21 protein-coding genes are annotated in these 23,000 nt (G+C 55.7%); 4 read left to right on the forward strand and 17 right to left on the reverse strand.

Annotated features, from left to right (window positions below; all coding sequences use genetic code 11):
* Positions 1–23: 23 nt before the first annotated feature.
* The 17 genes from VNL73_07270 to VNL73_07350 form a co-directional block, all read right to left on the reverse strand.
* Positions 24–1,040 carry a Gfo/Idh/MocA family oxidoreductase gene (locus VNL73_07270; GenBank protein ID HXF49208.1) on the reverse strand — a complete coding sequence of 339 codons (1,017 nt, stop codon included), beginning with the start codon at positions 1,038–1,040 and terminating at the stop codon, positions 24–26.
* Positions 1,027–2,277 carry a GNVR domain-containing protein gene (locus VNL73_07275; GenBank protein HXF49209.1) on the reverse strand — a complete coding sequence of 417 codons (1,251 nt, stop codon included), beginning with the start codon at positions 2,275–2,277 and terminating at the stop codon, positions 1,027–1,029. The genes VNL73_07270 and VNL73_07275 overlap by 14 nt, the downstream gene beginning before the upstream one ends.
* Positions 2,274–3,848: an SLBB domain-containing protein gene (locus VNL73_07280; GenBank protein HXF49210.1), complete on the reverse strand. Its 1,575-nt coding sequence runs from the start codon at positions 3,846–3,848 to the stop codon at positions 2,274–2,276. Before VNL73_07280 ends, VNL73_07275 begins: the two co-directional genes overlap by 4 nt.
* 45 nt (positions 3,849–3,893) lie before the next feature.
* Positions 3,894–4,523 carry a thiamine phosphate synthase gene (gene thiE / locus VNL73_07285; GenBank protein HXF49211.1) on the reverse strand — a complete coding sequence of 210 codons (630 nt, stop codon included), beginning with the start codon at positions 4,521–4,523 and terminating at the stop codon, positions 3,894–3,896.
* Positions 4,513–5,259, reverse strand: coding sequence for a gamma-glutamyl-gamma-aminobutyrate hydrolase family protein (locus tag VNL73_07290; protein HXF49212.1), 747 nt, complete (start codon positions 5,257–5,259; stop codon positions 4,513–4,515). Before VNL73_07290 ends, thiE begins: the two co-directional genes overlap by 11 nt.
* A gap of 71 nt (positions 5,260–5,330) precedes the next feature.
* Complete coding sequence (locus tag VNL73_07295; protein HXF49213.1) at positions 5,331–7,370, reverse strand: BamA/TamA family outer membrane protein; 2,040 nt, start codon at positions 7,368–7,370, stop codon at positions 5,331–5,333.
* A complete protein-coding gene (locus VNL73_07300; GenBank protein ID HXF49214.1) occupies positions 7,358–10,864 on the reverse strand; it encodes a translocation/assembly module TamB domain-containing protein in 3,507 nt (1,168 codons plus the stop codon). Before VNL73_07300 ends, VNL73_07295 begins: the two co-directional genes overlap by 13 nt.
* Positions 10,865–10,867: 3 nt before the next feature.
* A complete protein-coding gene (locus tag VNL73_07305; protein ID HXF49215.1) occupies positions 10,868–11,500 on the reverse strand; it encodes a hypothetical protein in 633 nt (210 codons plus the stop codon).
* A gap of 72 nt (positions 11,501–11,572) precedes the next feature.
* Entirely contained in the window at positions 11,573–12,589 is a 1,017-nt protein-coding gene (locus VNL73_07310) for a hypothetical protein (protein ID HXF49216.1), read from the reverse strand.
* A gap of 11 nt (positions 12,590–12,600) precedes the next feature.
* A complete protein-coding gene (locus VNL73_07315; protein ID HXF49217.1) occupies positions 12,601–14,616 on the reverse strand; it encodes a PDZ domain-containing protein in 2,016 nt (671 codons plus the stop codon).
* Positions 14,617–14,753: 137 nt separating this feature from the next.
* Positions 14,754–15,434 carry a hypothetical protein gene (locus tag VNL73_07320; GenBank protein ID HXF49218.1) on the reverse strand — a complete coding sequence of 227 codons (681 nt, stop codon included), beginning with the start codon at positions 15,432–15,434 and terminating at the stop codon, positions 14,754–14,756.
* Entirely contained in the window at positions 15,418–16,044 is a 627-nt protein-coding gene (locus tag VNL73_07325) for a sigma-70 family RNA polymerase sigma factor (protein ID HXF49219.1), read from the reverse strand. Before VNL73_07325 ends, VNL73_07320 begins: the two co-directional genes overlap by 17 nt.
* A gap of 112 nt (positions 16,045–16,156) precedes the next feature.
* Positions 16,157–16,768: a transposase gene (locus VNL73_07330; GenBank protein HXF49220.1), complete on the reverse strand. Its 612-nt coding sequence runs from the start codon at positions 16,766–16,768 to the stop codon at positions 16,157–16,159.
* An 18-nt stretch (positions 16,769–16,786) separates the two neighbouring features.
* Positions 16,787–17,200: a secondary thiamine-phosphate synthase enzyme YjbQ gene (locus VNL73_07335; protein ID HXF49221.1), complete on the reverse strand. Its 414-nt coding sequence runs from the start codon at positions 17,198–17,200 to the stop codon at positions 16,787–16,789.
* 39 nt (positions 17,201–17,239) lie between these two features.
* Complete coding sequence (locus VNL73_07340; GenBank protein HXF49222.1) at positions 17,240–17,887, reverse strand: HAD-IB family hydrolase; 648 nt, start codon at positions 17,885–17,887, stop codon at positions 17,240–17,242.
* Positions 17,887–18,156 (reverse strand): hypothetical protein, encoded by a 270-nt coding sequence (locus VNL73_07345; GenBank protein HXF49223.1) that lies wholly within the window; start codon positions 18,154–18,156, stop codon positions 17,887–17,889. The genes VNL73_07340 and VNL73_07345 overlap by 1 nt, the downstream gene beginning before the upstream one ends.
* A gap of 198 nt (positions 18,157–18,354) precedes the next feature.
* Positions 18,355–19,242 carry a patatin-like phospholipase family protein gene (locus tag VNL73_07350; protein HXF49224.1) on the reverse strand — a complete coding sequence of 296 codons (888 nt, stop codon included), beginning with the start codon at positions 19,240–19,242 and terminating at the stop codon, positions 18,355–18,357.
* 823 nt (positions 19,243–20,065) lie between these two features.
* On the opposite strand from VNL73_07350, the gene VNL73_07355 reads away from it, so the two are divergent.
* The 4 genes from VNL73_07355 to VNL73_07370 all read left to right on the forward strand — a co-directional run bounded on the left by VNL73_07355 (position 20,066) and on the right by VNL73_07370 (position 22,350).
* A complete protein-coding gene (locus VNL73_07355; protein HXF49225.1) occupies positions 20,066–20,443 on the forward strand; it encodes a helix-turn-helix transcriptional regulator in 378 nt (125 codons plus the stop codon).
* Complete coding sequence (locus tag VNL73_07360; protein HXF49226.1) at positions 20,440–21,075, forward strand: ImmA/IrrE family metallo-endopeptidase; 636 nt, start codon at positions 20,440–20,442, stop codon at positions 21,073–21,075. The genes VNL73_07355 and VNL73_07360 overlap by 4 nt, the downstream gene beginning before the upstream one ends.
* A 62-nt stretch (positions 21,076–21,137) precedes the next feature.
* Positions 21,138–21,761 carry a DUF5343 domain-containing protein gene (locus VNL73_07365; GenBank protein ID HXF49227.1) on the forward strand — a complete coding sequence of 208 codons (624 nt, stop codon included), beginning with the start codon at positions 21,138–21,140 and terminating at the stop codon, positions 21,759–21,761.
* A 7-nt stretch (positions 21,762–21,768) separates the two neighbouring features.
* The gene (locus VNL73_07370) at positions 21,769–22,350 is read left to right on the forward strand and encodes a Swt1 family HEPN domain-containing protein (protein ID HXF49228.1); all 582 of its coding nucleotides are present in this window, start codon (positions 21,769–21,771) and stop codon (positions 22,348–22,350) included.
* Positions 22,351–23,000: the final 650 nt, after the last annotated feature.

A 23,000-nucleotide genomic window follows, 5' to 3' on the forward strand; every position in this document is an offset into this window, starting at 1 on the left:
TCCATCTCCTTGCTGTAATCGGACTACTTCTCCAAACGCTGCGGCGCCCCGCCCGCCTTGAGCGAGCGCTGGGCCGCCTCCAGAACTTTCAAAACCGCAAGCCCGGCTTTCCCGTCCGAGCGGGGCGTCTTCCGCTCCCGCACGCAGTCGATGAAGTGCTGGCACTCCAGCCGGAGGGGCTCCTTCGACTCCACTTTCGGAATCAAAATATCCCCCGTGCGCAGCGCCAGGTACTCCCCGTAGGTGGTGTAATCCGGGTTGGTGTTCACGCTTTTGTCGTAAATCCAGATTTTCTCCGAACTCGCCGAATCGTCGAACACCGCCATTTTTTTGCTGCCGACGATCGTCACCTTCCGGTCCTTGTGCGGGTCCAGCCAGGAAACGTGGACGTGCGCCATCTGTCGGGACTCAAAATGCATGGTCAAAAAGCAAACATCCTCGATCCCCGGCTGCAGATACGCCTGCCCGGTGGCGGTCACTTGAACGGGGAGCTTTTCGAGGAAAAACAGGACCATCGAGATGTCGTGCGGGGCAAAACTCCAGAGCGCGTTCTCGATATCCCGGACCTTGCCCAAATTGACCCGCGAGGCGTACAGGTAATACACCTCTCCAAATTCCCCTTTTTGGATGTACTCTTTCAGCTTCAAAGTGGCGGGATGATAGACCATGATGTGGCCAACCATCAAAATTCGCTTCTTTGACTCCGCCAGCCGGACCAGTTCCTCCCCTTGGGGCACGTCCAAAACGAGCGGCTTCTCCACAAACAAATCCTTTCCCGCCTCCAGGGCTTTTTTCCCCAGCCCGTAATGGGTGGCCGGCGGCGTTGCGACAATTACGGCCTGAATGGAGGAGTCGCCAAAAATCTCGTCTGCTTTCGTGGTAAAACGCGCTCCGGGTGCCAGTTCGGCTACCAAGGCAGAGCGTTTCGGCTCGGCGTCGTAGACTAAGGCCAGCTCGCAGCCGGGAAGGGTGGCAAAGTTTCGCGCCAGATTCCGCCCCCAGGCCCCCACGCCGATGAGGCCGACTTTAATTTTGTCCATCCGCCCCCTTGGAGTTTTTCTTGAAAGGGAAAACCAGCTCCGCCCGTATGCGGGAGGCCAAAGAGGCCACCGCCTGATAACGGGAAGGGTTCGCCGTCCTCATCCGCTCAAAATATTCGCGGGTAAAAACCATCCCCAGCGAAACAAAGAGCGAGATGAAAAACGCCGTCAAAATCAGCTTGAGCCGCTTGGGCCGGATTTTATGCTCCGGGACTCTCGGGTAATCCAGAACCGAAATCGTGGGCGTGTCCTTCGCCTCCTGGATTTTTGCCTGCTCGTACTGCTCGGTCAGAAGTTCGTACAATTTTTCCTGAATCGCCACGTCCCGCATCCGGATCGCCAGCTCCTGCGTAAGTCCCGGCAAAGCCGACATCGCCACCCCCAAAAACGACCCCTTGCTCCCCCGCTCCTCCAGCCGCTTGAGCTCCTGCTCGGTGGAGGCGATTTTCCCCTCCAGTTTTTGGACTTCCGGATGGGTTTCCGAAAGCTCCCGTTTCAGTGTGGCCAGCGCAATCCGGTCGGAGACCACCTGCGCTTTGACCGTCGCCGCCGAGGCGATCAACGCTTTGCTCTGCTCGTCCAAATCCAAAGCCCGATTGGTAAGTTGAAATGCCTTGAGCGAATCCTGCGCCGCCTGCAGCGCTTTTTCGGTCTCTTTGAGCCGCCCCTCCACGAAAAGCCGGTTCGCCCGCGCCTTGGTGGAGCCCCGCCGCTGGTTCACCCGGTCCAGATTGGCCAAAACCGACTGCACCACGCGATAAGCCAGTTCCGGGTCTTTGGCCTCGTAGCCGATTTGCACGATCCCCTCGGTGGTGGTTTTGACCAACAGATTTCCCCGCACCGCCTTGAGCAAACTCTCCGTGGAGGAGGTGCCGTACACCTCCGCCAGCGACAGCTCCTGTATCACCCCGATGAGCACGGCGTCCGATTGGGCCATTGCCGCCAATACGTCGGAAGGGGAGGCGGCGAACGGAATCGCCAGCTCCCCGCCTAAAAACGGCACCCCTCCCCGGAAAACCGTGCTCAGGTTCATATCCATCCCGCCCCGCTCGGGGGGCAAAACGGTGGCCGTTGCCCGGTACCATTTGGGCAGGAAAAAGACAACCGCGGCGGTGATGAGGCAGACGAGTGTTACGGTGAGGAAAATAAACTTCCGCCAGCGGAAAACCACCTCCAGCGCTTCCAAAAGAATCGGGCGCTCCGGCCCAAGGCCGGGGATTTCTTCCAGCCGGCTCACCGGGTCGCCTCCCGCACGATGAAGAAAATTGCCGCCGCGTTGCTGGTCACCGCCAAAGCGTCCCGGACGGTCGTCCAGAAACGCGCTTTTTTGCGCGGCACGAGAATGATGTCTCCCGCGTCCACCCGGCTGCCGGAGCCTGCCTTCACCCACCCGCCGGAGACTGATTTTAGAATTTTGACGCTTCCCCGCCCGGCATCGGCCGAATACCCCCCCGCCCGGCGGACGTAATCCCCCAGTTTATCCCCTTCTTCATAGCTCAAAAGCCCCGGCCGCTCTACCCGCCCCAAAAGGTACACGGAACCGGAGGTCGCCGGCACGTAAATCTCGTCCCCCGAGTACAAAACCACGTCCTTGCTCAAATCCTTTTTCTCAAAAAGCCCCACGAAATCGGAGGCCACCACCGCCCCCCGCCAGCGGCTTTTTTCCAGGTAAAAATCCAAATCCTCCGGGTTCATCCGCTCGATTAAAGCCGGGTTGATGGCGTCCCCGAAACTGAATTGCGGCGCCGAGTATCCCCGCCGCAGAATGTAGGCCGCCGGCAGCACGGCCCGCGGCGTGAACCCCCCGGCCCGGCGTATCACTTCCGAAAGGGTTGTTCTCCCCTCCTCGATGTCGTAAAACCCAGGATGGAGAACCTCCCCGTGCACCCCGGCAAATGAATGCGGCGCCCGGTTCGGCAGATTGCGCACAAAAATCTGCTCCCCCGGCCCGATGGACAGATTGCCGGATGCAAATGCCCGCAAATCGATAATCTCCCGCTGTGCCTCGCCGTCGCCAAAACGCCGGACAATCTCCACCTGGGAGGAATCGGCGGAAGCCAGAAGCCCGCCGGCGGCGGATAGCATTGACCAGAGCGAATCATCCGGCCGCCATTCCAAAAGCCCGCTCTGGTTTACGGCGCCGGCCACCAAAACCTCCGTCCCCCCGTCGCTGCGAATCGGCACCACCACCCGCTCCCCCCCCACGATATGCGGGTTGGCGCCTCCCTCCCCCCCTCGTTCAAAACGCACCAAATCCACGAGCTTCTTCTCCCCATTCCCCCGGACAAGCTCGATGTTGCGCCGCGAGGCGGAATCGGTAAGCCCCCCCGCCCTCCCCAGCGCTTCCGAAACCCGGCTGTAGGCCGGCACGGTATAAATGCCGGGGCGGCCGACAGCGCCCGAAATCCTGATCTTCACTTCGCGGATTTTGGTCAGCGTTACGGAGGCCCCGGCCGCCGAATAGCGGCGGGATAAAACGGAGCGAATCTCCTTTTTCGCTTCGGATAGCGTCAGCCCCCCCACGTGCGCTTCGCCCACGGAAGGAATCAAGGCCGTCCCTTCGGGGGTGACCGGCACGGCAAAAAGCTGGTTGACCGTCCCCCAAAGCCCGATGGTCAGCTCGTCGCCGGGCCCGACGACGTACTCGTTGGAATCCACCGCCGCCTCCAAAGGGGTCCGGTCTGCCGAGGGCAAGGACAACCGCAGTGTGTCCCGTTGCGCATGAACGGAAACTCCAGTCAAAATCAAAATTAAGACGGGAAAAACAACAATCCGGTTGCTGTTTTTCAAGGGATGGGCCGGTCTCATTATTCTTAGCGACTGCAAACTGAAAGGGTAGCCAAAAAGCCCCCTTTAGTCAAGCGCTTTTCGGAAAGCCCGCGCCGCCGCTCCCGCATCCGGTACTGCCATCAGGGCCGAAACAACAGCGACTCCGGTAGCCCCGGCGGCGAGAACGGAAGCGGCGTTCTCCGGTTTGATTCCGCCGATGGCCAAAATCGGCTTTTGGGTGAACTTGCGAACCTCCGCGACAAGCTCCGTCCCCACCGGCCGGTCTATTTTTTTGGTCTGCGTCCAGAAAACCGGGCCGACGGCAAGGTAATCGACTCTTTCCTTTATGGCCGTCCTTGCCTGTTCGACCGAATGCGTGCTCTTGCCAATAATTTTTCCTTTGCCCAGAATCTTTCGCGCCGCCGCAACCGGAAAATCCTCCTGCCCCAAATGCACCCCGTCCGCCCCCGAAGCGGCGGCGATGTCGGCGCGGTCATTGACGATGAAGAAAATGTTTTGTTTGCGGCAAAGTTTCGAAACCTCCAAAGCCAAATCGAGCCAAACCCGGGTTTCCAGATTCTTTTCCCGCAGTTGAACCATGTCCACGCCTCCCCGTATGGCTTGGGCAACAACATTGACCAGCGACCGTTCCCCCAGAAACTGCCGGTCGGTGACAAAACAGAGCCGGACTTTGGATAGGTCCTTACGCGCCAACTTTTTTTGCTTCGTTGACCATCCAGGCAAAAAGCGCCCCCCCGGCCGGCTTTTCCAGCATCATCTCCGGGTGCCACTGCACGGAGACCAAGGGCCGCCCGTCCTCCGCTTCGCAGGCCTCGACGATGCCGTCCGCGGGGCAGATGCCGACCACTTTCAGCCCGGCGGCTACTTTTTTCAAAACCTGGTGATGGTTGGTGTTGCAGTCAACTTTTCTCTGCTTCAGAATCGAGGCCAGAAGCGAATCCTTCTCCAGCTCCACCGGGTGCGACCTGCCGTATTTCCAGTCCGCTTCATGCTCAAACGTCATTTTCGGGAACAAGCTCAAATCCTGGTAAAGCGTTCCTCCCAGCGCCACGTTGATGAACTGGTGCCCCCGGCAGATTCCCAGAATCGGTATGCCCCGTTTGTACACCTTTTCAAAAAAATTGAACTCAAACCGGTCCCGCCCGAGCGAAATGGATACATCCTTGTCCGGAACGGTTTCCTCGCCGAACCGTTTCGGCTCCACATCCTCCCCCCCGGAAAAAACCACCCCGTCCACCCGTTCGGCGATTTCGCATGCGAACGACTCCTCCGCCAAGTTAGGCAGAATCACCGGCAGCCCTCCCGCTTTCCAGACCGCCTGCGCGTAGGACTGTTTGAGCATGTCAAACGGCAAAGGGGTCGGTTTTTCCCGTTTGGGGTCGAAATCCTTGAAATTGCAGGTAATCCCGATGAGCGGCTTTCTTTCCATGTACTAAACAGTATTATGCAAAAGCGGCAAAGTCAACGGCCGGCCGGCGGCAAGGTCGAAAAGGCCGGAACTCAATACGCAAACAAAATCGAAAAATGCACCCGCTCCCCGGCCGGGAGATTGCCGTGGATGACCCGCTTGCCGTACTCCACGCGGAGCGGGCCGATCAAGGTGATGAATTGCAGTCCGGCGCCGACCGTGACCAGGATGTTGTCCGGCACGATATCCCGGTTCGCCTGGAAGATGTTGCCGAAGTCGGAGAACAAATTCCCCCAGAACCGCCAGAAAAGCGGCCGCCGGATTTCCACCGAGGCCAAAAGCAGCGTTTTGGCCCCGATGGGAATCCCCTTTCCCGTGCTGTCGACAAAAACCGGCCCTATGGAGTTTTCGGAATACCCCCGCAGGGTGTTGGCCCCTCCGAGAAAGAAACGGTCGGTGGAGGGAAGATTCCCTTCCTTGCCGACCAGAATCGCCTGCCCCCAGCGAAAGCGGGTGGCCAAAACGTTGTTCCCCGCCAGCGATTGATAGCGGTTCCAGTAGAGATTCATCTTGAGAAAGTGCGCATCCCCTCCCAAAGGCCCGCCCAAAAACTCCCCCTCCAAACGGGTATAGGAGCCGCCGGTCGGAATCAAAATGCTGCCGCGGGTGTCTTTTTCAAAACCGGCCGAAAGCTTGCGCCGCACGCTGACCCCCTTTTCCGCCTTGAAAAACTCCTCCTGCGCCGGTGAAACATCGAAGATGTTGATTTCCTCCAAGGATGCGCCCAGCGTCAGCCGGCTGGTCAATGTTATGGGTCTTAAAAAAGTCAGCCCGAAACTTCCGGTCTGAATCCGCACCCCCAAGACCGGGTCCTCCACCGCCGGCTCAAAGGAGGCGGACAAATTGGCGTAGTTTCGGATCCCCAAAAGCCAAGGCTCCGTGTACTCCGCCGTGAATTTGTTGGACAAAAGCTGGTAGTCGGTGATGACCAGAAAGGAGGTCTTGGCCTGCAGGGCGAACCGCCGCGCCCGCCCCCCCACGTTCCGGTTCTCCCACCCCAAAGCCAGATCCAACGACAAAGCCTGCCGTTCCTCGCGGCGCGCATACTGCCCGGCGCCGAAATGCAGATTTAAGGCCGCCGGTTTCCGCTCCACCGCCCGCAGAAGAAAATCCGGCTGCAAATCCAGCGTGTCCTTCCGGCCGAGCGAATCGGTCTTGGGTGCCAGGGCCAAAGAGACGAAGTTGAAAAGCCCGGTGGCGTAGATTTGCTGCTGGCTCTTGATGATTTTCTCCCGGCTGTACACCTCCCCCGGCTTGAACGCCAGCTCCCGGCGCACCACCCCCGGATGGGTGATGGAAAGCCCGGCAATTTCCACCCGGCCGAAATGCACCAGCCCGTCCCTTTCAATGCGGAAGACGACCGGCAGCTTTTGTCCCGCCCGCACGGTGTCCAGATTGATCCGGGCATACGGGTATCCCCGGTTGGAGAGCAGTTCCTTCATCCGGAAAACCGCCCGGTCGACGAGATAAACGTTGAAAGCCGAGTCCGGCTTCAGTTCGGAAGCGGCCTCCGAGAGCTTTTCGGAAAGTTCGCCGGCGTCGCCGGCGATGGAAACCGGCCCGAAAATACTTTGATTCCCCTCGGCGATTTCAATTTTCACCCAGAGTTCGTTTTTGACCGTGTCGTGGAAAAACGATTCGGCGGCATGGACATCCAAAAAACCGCGGCTTCTGTAAAAGGCGGCCAAAAGCGCGATATCCTTGTACTTCCAGTCCTTGGCCGCCCGCCGGTGCTGGCCGAAGGATAGCCCGGTTTTCCCCCAGAAGGAATCCCCCCGCGTGGCGATTTTCGTTTTCAGCCGGTCGGCGCCAAAGGCCCGGTTGCCGGAAAAAATGATTTTGGAAACGATCGGCCGCGGCTTATCCGGCAGGGTGTGCCAGCTCTCCTCCCAGTATTCCTCTTCCGCGGTGGACGGGTCCGCCGGCCCCGCAAAAACTTCGATTCCCGCCGTATCCGGCTCGATTTCGGATGAATCCGGCGCCTCCTGTGCGGTGGCGACTGAAAAAAAAGAGGCCAGAAAAAACACCAAAAGCCCCCCCAAAAAAATCCCCCCTTTTTTCAGTATTCCCACCTCAAGTTGAGGTTGAACCGGTAGAGATTGTTGCGGTCCTTGATTCCCTCCAGATAAAGCCGCCGCCCGAGGGAATACTCGAACCCCAGCTCCTGCCCGCGAAAAGTGGAAAGGGGGGAACTGCCGTAGATGTAAAGCCCGGGCAGGGCGTATTTGCCGACCGTCAGCCGGCTCTCCAAAAGACTGCCGTTCCCCTCCGGGGCGAATTCGATGGTCTCCACCCCCAATTGCCGCGCCGCCGCCCGCTGCAGCGATTGGGTGGCCAGCGACAGTCCGCCGACCGAGATGCGCCGGGAAAACCCGCCTCCCGTTCCGGCAAAAAGGGAATCCGGGTTGGCGGAGCCGGATGCCAAAAGAAAAACGATGTCCTGTTCCGTGTATTGGGAAGAGGGGTCCGGCTTCACCTCCGGCTGTTTCAAGGTCCCGGCAATCAGAATCCTAAGCTCCGTGTCCGGCACCCGTTCCGCCTCGTTTCGCCGGGGTTGGCGCACCTTGGCCACGGCGGCAATATCCAGCTTCGGGTTCGCTTCGGCAATATCGTCGTACACGATGGCCCCCCGCTCGATTTTGAAGGAGTTCCCCAAAAGGGAGTACTTGCCGCGGATGGTTTCCAGATTTCCGAGAAAATTATACACGCCGTCCCGGCGCAAAACGTACAAATCCCCTTTCAGTTCGGCATCCACATCGGAGGTCTTCACCCACCAGTTGTTGAGCGCCGTCAGTCTCAAATTGAAATCCCACTGGGAGGAGAGTTCGGAGGAGGTGAAGGCCGGCGTAGTGCGGGTCTCCTCGGCAAAATCGCCGGAATACACCAAGGACAAAAGCTCGATTTTCCCGGCCACCTCCGGCGGAGTCTGGCCGGAAACGGTCAGGTCGAAATTGGCAATCCCCTCCATGGCGTCGAATTCATACGAGAAGGGGAATTTATCCCCTTTGATGCGCAAATCGTAGCCGAACTCCTCACGCGAGGTGAACTCCAGAGCCCCTTCTGCCGAAACCCGCCCTGTTTTTCCCTTCCAGCGGGAGGTTCCGGAAAAATTGCGCACGAAAAGCCGGGTGTTTTTCAAAACCAGTTCGGTGTTCAGATTCTCAATCGGGTTTTCCAGTTCCATTAGCTTCAGTCGCCCGTTCGCAAGCGATACTTCCCCGGTGAACTCCGGTCGCTCCGGCGTGCCGGAGGCCGCGAGGGAAAACTTGAATTCCCCCGAAAGATTCTCCACGTTGGGCAGAATCAAATTCAACAAGTCGAACCGCTTCCCGGAAGCCGTTGCCGAAAGGCTCATCGGCTCATCCATTACCCGCCGCTCCCGCCGCGCCAAAGCCATATCGAAGGGGAAAAAACCGGAAAGCCGGTAGCTCCCGTACGGGCTTTCAAAGGCGGCATTTTCGAACTCGAACTTCCGGTCGGCATAGCGAATCTTCCCGGAGAGGTCCCCCAGCAAAAGCCTTTTTTTCTTGAGCGAATCGACCTTCCCCGTCAGTTCCATCCGGGGATTTTCAAACGGGCCGGAAAGCCGCCCGGAAAAGCTCGCCCTCCCTCCCAAGGCCTCATCCCGGCGTTTCAAAAAGGTGAAGAGGGAGGGTACGGAGATTTTTTCGGCGGAGAAACTCAAATCGAGTCTTTCGTTGTACCCCACAAAGCCGGTGACGGAGCCGACCCCGTCCGCCGCCCGGAAATCCGCTTTTTGGATGGCCACCCCGCCGGTATCGATGGAAAGTTCGGCCGGGGCGCTCAAAACAAACGGCGTTTTGTTCCAGACCAGCCGCCCCTCCGGCAAAGTCAGTTTTTGATGCAGCGAATCGGCCAAGTCCAGATGGCCGGATGCAACTAACCGCCAATCGGGCCCGGAAGCAACGGCATCCTTCCAGTCAACCAGGTTGGAGTCCAGCGAAAAATCGATGCGGGCCGAGTCGGCCGGCACGGCGTACACTTGCGTTTTGCCGAAGCGCACCGCCGCTTCCCCTTGGCGCCGGGTAAGAAATCGTTTCAGTTCGAAACCGGCCGAAAAGTTCTTGGAATAGATGTCGTATAGGTACAGGGAATCGGAAAGAAATTTTCCCCGCACGTCGAAATCCTTCGTCCGCCCGGAAAAAGCAAAATCCGCTTCCCCCCGCCCGGCGATTTTTTTGACGAACAGTTTCCCCCAGAAATCCTTCAGGTCGGAAAATTTCGCCCGCCCGGAAACGGAAGCCGAATCGGAATACCCCACCCGTCCCGAAATCCGGTAGTCCGAATGCAAGTACGTGACGTGGAAGTCCGGTGCAAAAACCGCCTCCTTTGTGTTCACCGAAACCCCGCCAGCCGACGACGAAACCGGAAATTTGTTGAACGACCCGGCCCCCAGCTTTAAGTTTAAATCAATGGCCAAGTCCCGGTTCGCCAGCCCCCTTCCCTTGGCTTCCAGCTCCCCGGATAGATCGGAGACCAAACTCTGCGGCACCATCTGGTTCAAGTCGAAATGCGCAACCGTTCCGGAGTACTCCCACACCGGCGGCCGGGCGGAAAAATCCAAAATCCCCTCCCCCTCCCAGCGGGCCCCCGCAATCTTTCCGGCAACCCCCAAAAAGTCGATATGGTTTTTCCGGTAGCGGTAGCCAAGCATAAGTTCGTTTATGCTTCGTCCCAGAAAAACCCCGTCCGCCCGCAGATTCCCCGAAAGCTGCTTGAAATTCCCCCGCACCCGGCCGGACACCGCCAGATCGCCGGAAAGGGCAACGCCCGCCAGCCGCCGCAGCTCCGCAAAGGAAAACGAGCCGCTTTTGAAATCCGCCTCGAACTCCGGCTCCGGCAGGATTTTGAGCCATCCTCTCCCCGCCATTTCGGAGGAGTCGGTGGCGACGAAAAACGAATCGAATTCGAACCGGTTGTTCAACTGATTGCCCGAAACACGCATCCGGCGCACCGCCAAGCTCTCCTGCGGCAGTTGTAAGGCCAACCGGGCCAGCTCGAAGTCGAACCGCTCCCCGTCCGATTTCACTTTTCCGGAAGCGGAGCCGGAGGCCGCCTCCCAGGAGCGGTTGGGGAGAAAAAGCTTGAAGCCGAGCCGGTGGATGTCGAACGCTTTTACATCAAAGGCCACTTTCCTCCTCCCCTCCTTTCCCGCCAGCGAGGGGAGGAGCAAACGCCCGGCGGAATCGGTGAGGATGACCCCCTCCACGCCGTGGAGGGAAAGGGAATCGATTTCCCAGCGGCGGCGGAAAAAATCGGCCGCCTGGTAGCGGGCAAAAAGGGTGTCGATTTTCAAAAGCCGGTAGGGCCGCCCCGGGTGTTCGTAGTCGATGGTGACGTCGGTCAAAAGAAGTTCCGAAAAACCGTTCCCCGAAAGCCCGCCGATTTTCACCTCCAATTTGTACCGGTCTTTCAGGTAGCTCCGCAGAGAACGGTTCACCTCCAGCTTCAAAAGCGGCGTCTGGGTGAATATAAAAACTCCCGTGACGAGAATGCCGAAAAAAACCAGAAGCGTGGCGAGGGGGATTTTATACCGTTTGCGCATCGTTTACAGGGAGGAGACGGAGGCCTCCCAGACCGAGTTTTGGTGAACCAGAAAATGCTTCAGCCCTTTTTCAATCCTTCCCCTGGCCGCCGGGGAGGAATCCTTTGCGGCCCGGCGGACGAAACCGGCCAGCCGCTTCGGGCTTTCCCCCATTTCGACCAGGGCCCGCAAATGGGCGAAAAGCTGTTTCGGAAATCCGGTGGCGGAAAGCAGCCCGACGCTGAAAAGCTCCCGCAGAAAAAGCTTTGCCCCCGGCCGCGAAAGCACCTTGCCGTACCCTTCCTCGATGATCCAGTTCGCCAGCTCGGGACTTTTTTGCTTAAGATTCTGCATAAGCGCGGGATACTTCTCCCTGTATATACTTCGACAAATGTTCCTACCTTTCTTTACTCGCGAAACTATCGATTGTTCGCCCTTATTTTTCCCCTGACGAAAAATCCCCTCCAGGGCACCGAACGCCTCGATGGCCGAGGGAAACCCCAGAAACAAATACCCCTGCAGGGTCAATTCATAGAGCTGTTTTTGGGAAATTCCGGCGCTCTGGGACTTGCGCGCCAGCTTTCTCAACCCCTCCCAGTCGTGGCGGGCAAAGGCCGAAGCATAGGCGGCAAGCCAGGCGCACGTTTTCTCCTTCACCAAAATCAATATAGGTTTTCGGGTTTTGTTAGGCAAAAATCGGCGTCCGGAGGGGGTGGCGGGGCGCGCAAATCAGAAATATTTCTCGAGGAAAAACTTGTTTTTGAAATACTGCTTTTGCCAGGTGGCGTTCACCCGGTCCAAAAGCAGCCCCTCCCCCGCCCCGAGGTAGTAGAAGGCGACCCGCCGCTGCCTGGAAAGCGAAAGGTCCAAAAGCCCGGAAAGAAGGTCGTTTCGCAGCGAATCCGCCGCCGCCCCAAACGAGGTGAAATCCAGAAGCGCCCGAAAACGGGGCGTTGGTTTGTACGAGCGGGCGATCAAATCCGCCATTTTTATTTCCGTGTAGCGCGCCACCCCCTCCTGCCAGAGCTGGAAGGAAAAATATTTGTAATCCTCCGGCGACAAAAGTTCCTGAAACCGCTTGCGGGTTTCGAGGTATTCCAAGACTTTTACGGTTTTCTCCACATCGAAAGCCCGCAAAGCGCCGATCAAAAGCCGCCCCAGTTCGGCAAACGCCCGGTTGATGATCGCCGAATCGTACGGAAAAGGATAATCAATCATCCACCGTCCGCTTTTGTCCTTCCCGGAAAGCCCGAGCGACTCGACGGCCGCAAAGTAGCCCGGCGTCGACATCTGCAACTGGTGAAAATGCTCATGCAAGACCGAAAGCACCCACTCCGCCGAGGATTTGGAAACCGCCTCCGGCTGGCCCACCACGATGGTCGGAAGGCCCCCCACGGCGGGAAAGGTGGCCAATAAATTGGGCGGAAATTTCGGCTTGCGGAAAAGAACCTGGGTTTTCAAAATGGAGTCGTAGAAATACGGCTCGAACTCGAGGGAGGGTTTCGGATGGCGCAAGAGAAACTCCCCCGTGGGGGTGACCAAAAGAACGGCGAACGGCGCCTTCTGCCAACCCTCCCAGATTTTATTCTTGCACATCCACCCGATGCGAAACGCCTCCGCCAGCCGGATCCGGTCCTCCGTCGGCAGTTTCGGCTCCGGGGGGATGAAGGATTGGGCGTGGGCCTTTGAGGCAATAAAAAAGGCAAGCGCTACGCCTGCCTTTATAAAAGATTTCAGCCGCACCACCCCTAAATAAGCTACTCCTTGTTTTGGCGCAAGGAGTCCAGTGACTTGCGCAGTTCTTCGATCTGTTTTTCCAGCTCTTCTATCTGCCGGTCGCGGGAGTCAAAGCCGGGCATCGCGCGCCAATCCATCCGCGGGGAATTTCCGAAAAACCGCTCCATTCCCCCCCGGCCCACCAGTTCAGCCTGGGCGGTCCTTTTGCTTCCCTTCCGCCAGTATTCGATTTTCACTTCCGAGCCCGACTCTTTCTCCCCGATGATTTCGCTCAAATCCTCCGGGTCGGAAACCTCCCGTCCGTCCACGGCGGTGATGACGTCCCCCTCCTTCAGTCCGGCCTTCTCCGCCGGAGAATCGGGGGAAACCGCCGCCACCCTTGCCCCGCCCTCCAGCTTCAAACTGTCCTTGGCCCGGCGCGAAAGCCGCTCCGTGGAAACCCCCAAAAAGCCGCCTTTGGCGTCGAAGCGGAAAATCCGCATCCGCTCCCGGTCCGGAGCGCCGCCCCAAATTCCGGACGGCCCCTCCGGGCGTTCGGCCAGCTTGACGTTCAAGGTTCGCCGTTCCCCCCGGCGCAGAATCTCGATCGGAACTTCCTTCCCCGGCTCGCTTCGGCGGATTTTCTGGTACAAATCATCCCCGTCGGAAACCGGCTTGCCGTCAAAGGCGGTGACGATGTCCCCTTCTTTGATTCCCGCCTCATCGGCCGGCGTCCCTTTCGTCACCTCTTCCACGGAAGCCCCCCCTTCCAGATCATAGCGCTCCTTTTGTTCAGCGCTCAAATCCCCCACGGAAATTCCCAAAAACCCCCCCGCCGGATAGGCCGGGGTGAGGGGCTTGGGCGCGTCCGGTGTGCGAAAGCTCCGCACGGGGGGCGGCGCGGGGGCCGCCGGTTCGAAATCGGAGCGGTCCCCCAACGTTACGTTAAAATTTCTCGTCCGGTTTTTGCGCGAAACCTCCACTTTGATGATCTCCCCCGGCTTCTTCTCGCTCAAAAATTCCCGGAACTGTTTTTCCGTCTCCATCTTCCGGCCGTCGATGGAAAGTATCACGTCCCCCTGCTTCAGCCCCGCGATTTCAGCCGGCCCCCCGTCCGAAACGTCGGTTATCAAAACGCCGTGATCGACTTTGTGGTAGGCCTTCAACTCCTCGTCCAAATCCTGCGGATAAACCCCCATGAACGACCGGGCCACTTTTTGATATTGAATCAGCTGGGAAGCGGTTTTTTGCAGCTGGGCGGCAGTCAGCGCCACCGCCTGCCCGGAAACCGGAAACTCCACCGTTTGCGGCATCCCCCCGATAATCTGCGCTTCGTCATCCTTTCCGAACCGGAAGGTGCGCAAAGCCAAAGGCTGCCCGGTCTGGCCGGTAACCATCCCGACCACCTCCCCGGCCTGGTTCAAAACCGGCGAACCCACGGTGCCGGGTAGAACGGAAACGTCCAAAAGCAGCCGCCCGTCCCGGCGCAGCTCCGCCACCGGGCCGAAGGAGGCCGAGGAACTTTTGGAGATGCAGGAGGCCGGAACGATGACCAAAGAACCGGTTTTCAGTTCGGCGGCGTTGCCGAACGGGGCGGCGGTAAGCCCCCCCTCCTCCACCTTCAAAACGGCGATGTTGTCCGTTTTGTCCGCGGCGACCAGTTTCCCCTCCAGCTGCCGGCCGTCGGAGGTTTGGACCGTAAAGCGCAGACCGCTTTCGGAGGGCTCGGAAAGCAGAACCGATTCGGGGGTGGAAATGATGGAGAAATACTTCAACTGCTCGATGTCCGCCGTCGTGACCACGTGCTCCGGATCGATCGCGATTCCCAGAGCAAGCGTGGAATGCCGCGTGGCGGTTTTGCCGTTATCCTTTAAGCCCGCCTCGCTTTTGACTTTTACTACGGACGGCTTGACTTTCTCGACCAGCCCGGAAAGCCGCTCTTCGAGCGTGCCGGACTGGGCGAATAAGGAAAGCGGAAAAAGCAAAAACAAAAAACCAAAAGCCAAACGCCCCATACGGCCTCCTTTACCTGTGGCCACGGCCACCAAGCGCTCCATCGGTTCTTCTCTCCTCCTCCGGAATATACATGGGCAAGCTTCAACATTCTGCAAATTTATACCCGATGGAAGCGCCCGAGTTCCAATATGAAAAAAGGAGGCCGGGCGGCCTCCTTGGCACAATTTGAGGGGAAAAATCAGTAAACGATATTGACGTTTTGCGCGGCGGAAGCCGCCGGCAGAAGCAGAACCGGCTCGGAGGAGGAGGTGGCCTGGTTGTAGCGGCGCACCGGGACAAAGTAGCCGTTTTCCGCATCACCAACCCAAACCCAGGATTCTTCCCAGCTTAAAACCGCCTCGCCGTCCACCCCCGGGCGCACCGGCTCGGAGGAGGCGGCGGCATACTGGGCGGCAATCGGCGACTCCGGCTTGAATTGGAAGTTCGCCCGCTCGGAGGCCTGGGCAATTTCACCGAAGATCGGTATGGGCAGTTGGTACATCGGCTCCTGCACGGTAAAGGCGCCATCCGTGCCGGTGGAAGCGACCGGCACCGGCTGGTTGGCGGAATGATTGAAGGAGGAGACCGCAAACATCGCCAAGGCGGCGAATACGCCGGTCAACCCCATCGAGACGTACCAGCCCACCCGGCGGCGGATTCCCGGCCGGGCCGAAAGCGGTTCCAAGGCCGGCCGGTTGGCCAGCTTCACGCCAAGTTTGTAGTTGAAGTTGGGCGAAACCTCGTACGGAAACATAAGTTCAGGGATGTTGGCGAGCTGCTTGAAATAAAACTCCTCCCGCCGGCATTCCGCGCAGATTTGCAGATGCGCCCGGACGTCTGGATGGTTTACGAGCGTCGGCTGGTCAGAAGACCTGGCCAAAATTTGGCGAACGCTTTGACAGAGCATAGAGTTTCTCTTTCTTGGGACGCAGGCTTTCCGCTAAAATCATCCGGGCGCGGTTGACGCGGGATTTCACCGTGCCGGTCGGCACGCCGGTGATTTCGGCGATTTCCTCATACGGAAGCTCGTCCATTTCCCGAAGCAAAAAGGCGACTTTGTACTTTTCGGGAAGTTTTTCAATCTCCTTTTCAATCCAGGGGCCCAAGGCCACCCGCCCCGGCTCCACGGCCGGCTCCTCGCTGGTTTCCTCCAGGTCAAACAGTTCCAAAAATTTGACCTTCTTCTTCCGGCGCAGGTTGTTCTTGGCCAGATTGAGCGCGATGGTGTAGATCCAGGTGGAAAAACAGTATTTCGGGTCGAAGTTGTTTTTATGTTGAAAAACGCGCAAAAAGGTCTCCTGGACGATATCCTCCGCCTCTTCGCGGGTCGGGATCATCCGCACGACCAGATTAAACAGCCGGTTTTTATACCGGTCCACCAGCCTGTTGAATGCTTCCTGGCTCCCCCCCTGTATCGCCTGCAAGAGGGCGTAATCCTTCGCCTTCTCGGTGGCGTCAAACGGTATTAGCGGAACCTGCCTTGTCTGCATAACCTACCTTCCTTGATTAGTAATACTCCGGTAAGATAACTATTGTTCCCGGAAAAACGCAAGTTTTTTTAGCCCTTAAACCGGGCTGGAAAATCCGTTGCTGGACAATGGCTTACAGGCGGGTCTGCAAGGTTTGATTTTCGGGATCCGTTTTCCACATTAAGGGATTGGCCCGGATGTATTCCCGGATTTTGTAAAGTTCCTGCCCGCTGCGGACAATGTGCTCGTAATAATTTCGCTGCCAAATAGGGCTATGCAACAAATTTTCCCGGCAAATCCGGCTGACCGCGGCTTTGTAGGAACGAACGATTGATCCGACCGAATTTGGTGCCACCTTCTGATATTGGTACCGGGCGGTGCCTTTTTGGAAGGCGGGTTCAATATATTGAACCCCTACAATTTGATTACCCATTTGTTTTTGTAGGGGTTGAATATATTCAACCCGTTTTTCCAAAACGACAATTCCATGCAGATGGTTGGGCATGACCACAAAATCCTTCACCCGCGCATGGTCGAAGTGTTTGGGAATCTCCTTCCAGCAATCCCGCACCACTCGGCCAATCGCCGATAATTCCATCTTCCCGTTCCGAATATTACCAAACAAACACTCACGATTCTGCGTGCAAATCGTGACAAAATACGCCCCTTCCCCGGAATAATCGTATTCCGGAAGCCGAATCGATTTGCGGTGTTGCTTTTCCGGATCGAACTTCATATCGGACATTTGGGGGTGCGCCGCGTCTTATTCCCCGATGATTTTGATGATCGCCCGCTTCCGCCGTTTGCCGTCAAACTCGGCGTAATACACCTGCTGCCACGGCCCCAAATCCAGATGCCCCTTGGTTATCGGAAGGATGACCTCGTGGTGCATCAAAAGATTTTTCAAATGCGCATCCCCGTTCGTCTCGCCGGTCTTGTGATGGCGGTAATTCACACCCGATGGGCACAGCTTTTCCAGCCATTCCTCGATGTCCGCAATCAGCCCTTCCTCGGCATCGTTGACGTACACCGAGGCGGTGATGTGCATCGCGGAAACGAGCACGAACCCCTCCTGCACTTTGGACTTGGCCACCGCCCCTTCCACCTTGTCGGTGATGTTGATGAACTCCCGTTTCTTCGGCGTGTTGAACCAGAGATATTCGGTGTGCGACTTCATACGCGCTCCTTGTAAGGGCGAGGCATGCCTCGCCCCGCATCAGTTTATAATCTCCCAGCCCCGCTCACGGGCGATTTTTCTCAACTCTTCATCCGGATTGGCCGCCACCGGATGCCCGACCAGCTCCAAAAAATGCACGTCCGTATGATGATCCGCATAGGCAAACGAACGGGCCAAATCCCACTTTTGCTCGGCGGCAATTTTTTTTAGTATTTCCGCCTTGGCATCCCCAAAGGGAAACTGCCCTTCAAAGTGCCCGGTAAAAACCCCATCCTTCGCCGCCACCTTGGTCCCCCAAAAGTGGGTGACGCCCAATTCTTTCGCATAATGCGCCAGCAAAAACTCCGGCATCCCGGAGAGCAAAAAAACCTCCTCCCCGTTCTGCAGATGCTTTTTCACCCGCGCCACGGTCTCCGGCACGAGCCGGGGACGGATGATTCGGTCGAAAAACACCGGCACCCCCGCTTCCAGATGTTTCACGTTCAACCCCTTTAGATACCCCTTGTTGGACTTGATAACCCGCCACTCCGGCCGCCGCAGGTGCGAAAGAAACTGATAGAGAAAAAAGAAAAACCCGGACACATGCAGCTCCCCGCGGGTGAAAAGGTAGCGGAAAAAAAGCCGCTCCGTGGAGGTCTTGGCCAAAATCGTCCGGTCCACGTCAAAAATGGCACAGGCTTTCCCCATTAATTTTGCTTTTTTTCCGATTTTTCCGCCTGGGGTAAATATCCGTGCGCCAAGAGCCACGCTTGGCTTTCGGCGTGTAGGTCGGAGAGGGAGGGAAACTCGCAAATCAGCTGGTGCATCTGCGCTTCCAAAGTGGAATCGGTTGGCATTGGCGGCAGCTCCATTTTCTCTTTCCATTGGCCGTAAAATTCCTTGAGAAGGGATAAATCGCGGGCGCGTAGAACCAATCCCAATTCATTGACGTACTTTTGATATTCCTCCGCAAACACAATCGAATTATAGGCCGGGCGGTCGCAAAGTCAAGATTTTACACGCCGGCGACTTGCAACCCTGGGCTTTGTATTGGGTTTCAGTTCTTGTCCCCTCTCCTCGTAGGAGAGGGTTAGGGAGAGGTTGCTTTTGAATCCCGACTTTCCCTACTCCCCCTCTCCGACACGGAGAGGGGGCTACGGGGGTGAGGTGTAATCCTACCCCAAGACCTTCTGCGCCTGCCCCCACCCCGCATCCATCGAGCGGCGGATGGAATCGGCCGAAAAATCCAACGTATCGCCGAGCGGAACTTCCGGCTGGATGATTTTGCACTCGTAATATTTGAACGGTTTTCCCTGCTCGTTGTGCAAAACACAATTGTGCGCCGCCGCCTCCTTGACGTTTTTATTCACCCGCAAAAACTCCCGGATGTCGGTCACAAAAATCTCGTTCAGGGCAATATCCAACGACCGCCTGCCGATTTCCAGAATATTCTTGAACGGCTTTTCCTGCACGGCAGGCGTTCCCGGGTTGCAGTTGATGACCACCACCTCCTCCGGTTCGGCGTCCAAAACGTCCCCGAGCGGACTGATGTTCCGTAGCCCCCCGTCCACCATCTCCCGATATTTGTCCGTCAGCGCCAAGGGCTCCCAGATAATCGGCATTATCGTGGAGGCCAAAACGATTTCGGAAAGCTTCGGCCCGAATACCGGGTCCTTTGAAGTAAACAGCTTGTACTCCCCCGTCCAGAGCGAAACCGCCCCCAAGCGCAGTTCGGTCTTGATTAAATCCGGCTGCACCTCCCGGTCAATCAGCTCCTTCAAGGGCTTGTTGCCATACACCGAGTCCGAGCCGAAAAGCAGTTTCACGATAGCCCAAAAATTCATCCTGCCGGTATAAACCTGCTCGTTGGAAATGTTTTTCCAGATTTCTTCCAGCCGCCCGTATTTCTCCATCGCCAGCATCACCCCGTTTAAGGCGCCGACGGACACCCCGGCAATCAAATCCCATTTGTACCCTTTCACCTCCCGGGCGTATTTTTCGGCGGCGAATTGAAACGCCCCCTTGGCCCCCCCTCCGGAAAGCACCAGTGCGGTTTTTGGCATTGCGGCTTCCTCCTATTTATAGTTTCGGCCAAATTTAACACAATCTCCCCCTCTATAAATAGCCCCCCTCCGTCTTTCACTCCGTTTTTATTGCGATTTTGCCCCACTGTTTATCGTATTTGTAGGGGCGAGGTCACCTCGCCCGGGCGGTGGGCGGCCTAATCACCAATCCCTAATCTCTAATCACTGTACTTTACCCCACCCCGTCCCCTTTTTCCGACGTTGCCCCCGTGTCGGTGCTTGCCCAATCCCTATTCCCTGTCTTTGTAGGGGCGGGCCTTGTGTCCGCCCGCATTTGTATTTGTATTCGTAGGGGCGAACGGCGTTCGCCCTCCCCCTTGTCATTCTGAGCATAGCGAAGAATCTGGCCTCCGCGCCAGGGGTTTTCCTGTCTCTGCAAATTCGCAATAAAAAATACAGCCCAAGCCACTCCCTTCTCTCACTTTCTGTCCCCCTGTACTTAAGGGGGACGAGGCCGCACGGCCGGAGGGGGTGGTTTTCATAGGGGCGGTTTTCCTGTTCCCGCGAAGTTGCAATAAAAAATACAGCCCAAGCCCGTCCCTTTCTCGAAACGGAAAGGGGTTGGGCCACAAATCGTAGGGGCAGGTCTTGTGCCTGCCCGTTTTTGTCTTTGTAGGGGCGCATTGCCATGCGCCCGTCTTGTTGTCCCCCTTCGCAAGGGGACGAGGCCAAAGGCCGGAGGGGGTGTTTTTCGTAGGGGCGGGCCTCTGTGCATGCCCATTTTTTGTTCTTTTTAATTTTAGGGGTTGACAATTTTGATTGTGTTGTATTATAATTACAACACGAAAGGAGGAGCCGGGCCATGAAACAAAGAGGTTTTGGGGAATATGTAAAAAAGAAAAGGATAAAACTCGGGTTAACGCTAAGAGAATTTTGTAGAAAAAATGACTACGATGCCGGCAATATCAGCAAAATTGAGCGAGGTTTAATGCCTCCCCCTCAAGGAAAGGAATTAAGAGAAAAATATGCGAAGGCCTTAGGTCTAAAGAAGGGAACAAAAGAGTGGTTGACTTTTCAGGATTATGCAGCGGTTTATTCCGGAAGAGTGCCATCTGATCTTCTTAGCGAAGAGGAAATTGTAAGGAAACTTCCTCTCTTATTTAGGACAATCAGAGATTCGCAATTGGACGAACTGCAGCTTAGAGAGTTAATTGATACCCTTCGAAAGGAGATGGCATGAAACTCGATGTGCCTTATCTGACGTACCAAGACATTGGTAGGAAAACTCAAGAATTTTTATCACTCTACCATCCGTCCCTTAGCATCCCCGTTCCAATAGAACAAATCATTGAATTTGATTTGGAAATGAATATCATTCCTCTTCCAAATCTGTATCGGCAATTTAGCATTAACGGATTTCTTACAAGCGATTTTGAAGAAATTTACGTTGATGAAATCCAATTCAGCAAGTATAACGAAAAATATCGTTTTACTTTGGCCCACGAATTGGGGCATTTTGTTCTCCATAAGGATTCATTTAAAGATGTTTCCGTCACGTCCCTACAGGAATACGTCGGATGGCATAAAATGGCGGATAACGATGATATAGGATGGTTTGAGACGCATGGGAATTGGTTTGCAGAGCAATTGTTGGTTCCTAGTCAGCAGTTAGTCGCAGTCTATGAGTCGGTTATAAAAAAACACAAAAAGCTTTTTGCTAAATTACCTAAGGTTCCGCCAGATGTTTGGTCGTATTTGTCAAATGAAATTTGCTTGAATTTTCAGGTTAGTCCAGCTGTAATCGAGTGCAGAATGAGAAGGGAGGGTATCACAAGCGAGGCCTCGTTTATTACTTTATCTCAAGGGTTATAGTTTTTGTTTCTTATGGAGATAGTAATGATTAACTGCGAAGTTCTATAAAAACGGAGGGTCAAATGCCTTTAATGAATTCTTATTTGGTTACAACAAAGAACTTGGAGGCTTTCTTCAATGCAATTTTATCGGCAAAGGCCCCGGAGGTATTCTCAAATAGATTCTTACAACAATTGGAATTCAAAAGTACAAACGACAGACTATTCATCGGGCTCCTCAAAGGACTCGGGTTCTTGGACGAAACTTCCAAACCGACAGCTCGGTATTTTGACTTTTTAGACCAAACCCGTTCGAAGGTAGTTTTGGCCGAAGCAATATCGGAAGCCTATGACGATCTATTCCAGGTTAACAAAAAAGCTCACGAACTTTCAGCTAATGAAGTGAAGAACAAATTAAAAACATTAACACAAGGTCAAAAATCGGATCTCGTTTTAACTCTGATGGCCAATACTTTCAGAGCGTTGTGTGATTGGGCCGATTGGAGTACTACGAGCGCGACTAAACCATCAGTTCCTACAGAACTGGATGCCAAGAAAACACCAAAGACAAAAGTTGAAATTCCTGACTCTTCTGGAAAGGGAACTTCTCCCCAATTGCATTACAACATTCAAATTCATCTTCCAGAATCCCGTGACCCAGCGGTTTATGATGCGATATTTCGCAGCCTTAGAGAACATTTATTATAGGAGCAAAATGATGGAAAAAGAACTTTACTCCTTCGTATTTCGCGGCCTTCTTGCCGAAGAAGCTTTAGATAGAAGTGGAAGATTAGGCCATTTGACGCTTGGTTCAAATTTAGACAAAGAAGTAATAGACAGATTACCTTTAGCTTCACTGGATGAAGACCTAGTGGCTCGCGCTAGGAGGATGGCCACTGTATACACCGCTATAGCCGCTTTTGAAAACACTGTAAGGGAGCTAGTTTCGAAGAGATTGTTGGAAGAAGTGGGTGTATCTTGGTGGGATACTTGCGTCTCAGAAAAAATAAGAAAAAACGCGGAAAGTCGTAAGGAAGATGAGGAGAAAAACAGATGGCATACACCGCGTGGAATTGCCCTCATCAATTATACTGATTTTGGTGATCTTACTTCAATAATAAATATAAATTGGAAATATTTTGAAAACCATTTACAATCAATAGATTGGGTTAAGCAAATTATTAAAACTCTTGAACGGTCACGTAACGTTATAATGCATAGTGGTGAACTTGATAACGACGATGTGGAACGAGTTGGGATCGCCATCCGCGATTGGATTAGACAGGTTGGAGGGTGATAACTGCTTCGCTAACCGCATTGGTCAAATTGAAAATTCACTATCAAAAGGGGTACAATATATTTTGCCTTCTTCCTTCACTAGCAAATCCGCAGTAATCACTCCTCCGTTTCCGACAAATTCACCACAACTTCGGAGTGAAAAATGGGTGGTGGGCCTTTAGTAGAGGGACGTGGGCGGGTTTTAAGGATTTTCACTAATCCATAATCCCCAATCCCTGATCCCTGTATTTGTGAGACGCGGGATTTAGCTCTGGGGAAAGAGCCGGTGTGCACACCGGACCCTCCCCGGGGCGCAAAGGCGTAGCATGATACCCCCACGGCCGAGTGCCGGGGGCAAGAAACACACCACGCAAGCCCCCTTTGACGAAAGGGAGCGAAAAGCCAAAAAGCCCCTCCCCCATCAGGGCGGGGGAGTCAGGCAGATCACCCGGCCCCTGAGGCCAAGCCATTCCATCGGCTTGCCAACCATAAGGCGCGCCCAAAAGGCCCGTCTGTAAAAGCCGCCGCCCGTTCCGGGCTTGGGGCGGACGGCCAACCGTGCATCCTACTTCTCCCCTCCTTACGAAGGAGGGGATTAAGGGGAGGTTGCACTAAGCCGGAATGTAGCACAAGGGCAGCTGCCTCTTTGAAGGCAGCCAACCCAATAGA

The organism is Verrucomicrobiia bacterium (genome assembly GCA_035574275.1).
Lineage (GTDB): Bacteria > Zixibacteria > MSB-5A5 > DSPP01 > DSPP01 > DSPP01.

Excerpts from the sequence above, each read along its gene's own strand:
- VNL73_07325 (HXF49219.1), bottom strand. The coding sequence starts at position 16,044 with ATGCAGACAAGGCAGGTTCCGCTAATACCGTTTGACGCCACCGAGAAG.
- VNL73_07315 (HXF49217.1), bottom strand. The coding sequence starts at position 14,616 with ATGGAGCGCTTGGTGGCCGTGGCCACAGGTAAAGGAGGCCGTATGGGG.
- VNL73_07360 (HXF49226.1), top strand. The coding sequence starts at position 20,440 with ATGAAACTCGATGTGCCTTATCTGACGTACCAAGACATTGGTAGGAAA.
- VNL73_07330 (HXF49220.1), bottom strand. The coding sequence starts at position 16,768 with ATGTCCGATATGAAGTTCGATCCGGAAAAGCAACACCGCAAATCGATT.
- VNL73_07280 (HXF49210.1), bottom strand. The coding sequence starts at position 3,848 with ATGAGACCGGCCCATCCCTTGAAAAACAGCAACCGGATTGTTGTTTTT.
- VNL73_07270 (HXF49208.1), bottom strand. The coding sequence starts at position 1,040 with ATGGACAAAATTAAAGTCGGCCTCATCGGCGTGGGGGCCTGGGGGCGG.
- VNL73_07335 (HXF49221.1), bottom strand. The coding sequence starts at position 17,200 with ATGAAGTCGCACACCGAATATCTCTGGTTCAACACGCCGAAGAAACGG.
- VNL73_07290 (HXF49212.1), bottom strand. The coding sequence starts at position 5,259 with ATGGAAAGAAAGCCGCTCATCGGGATTACCTGCAATTTCAAGGATTTC.
- VNL73_07355 (HXF49225.1), top strand. The coding sequence starts at position 20,066 with ATGAAACAAAGAGGTTTTGGGGAATATGTAAAAAAGAAAAGGATAAAA.
- VNL73_07370 (HXF49228.1), top strand. The coding sequence starts at position 21,769 with ATGATGGAAAAAGAACTTTACTCCTTCGTATTTCGCGGCCTTCTTGCC.
- VNL73_07300 (HXF49214.1), bottom strand. The coding sequence starts at position 10,864 with ATGCGCAAACGGTATAAAATCCCCCTCGCCACGCTTCTGGTTTTTTTC.
- VNL73_07340 (HXF49222.1), bottom strand. The coding sequence starts at position 17,887 with ATGGGGAAAGCCTGTGCCATTTTTGACGTGGACCGGACGATTTTGGCC.
- VNL73_07365 (HXF49227.1), top strand. The coding sequence starts at position 21,138 with ATGCCTTTAATGAATTCTTATTTGGTTACAACAAAGAACTTGGAGGCT.
- VNL73_07350 (HXF49224.1), bottom strand. The coding sequence starts at position 19,242 with ATGCCAAAAACCGCACTGGTGCTTTCCGGAGGGGGGGCCAAGGGGGCG.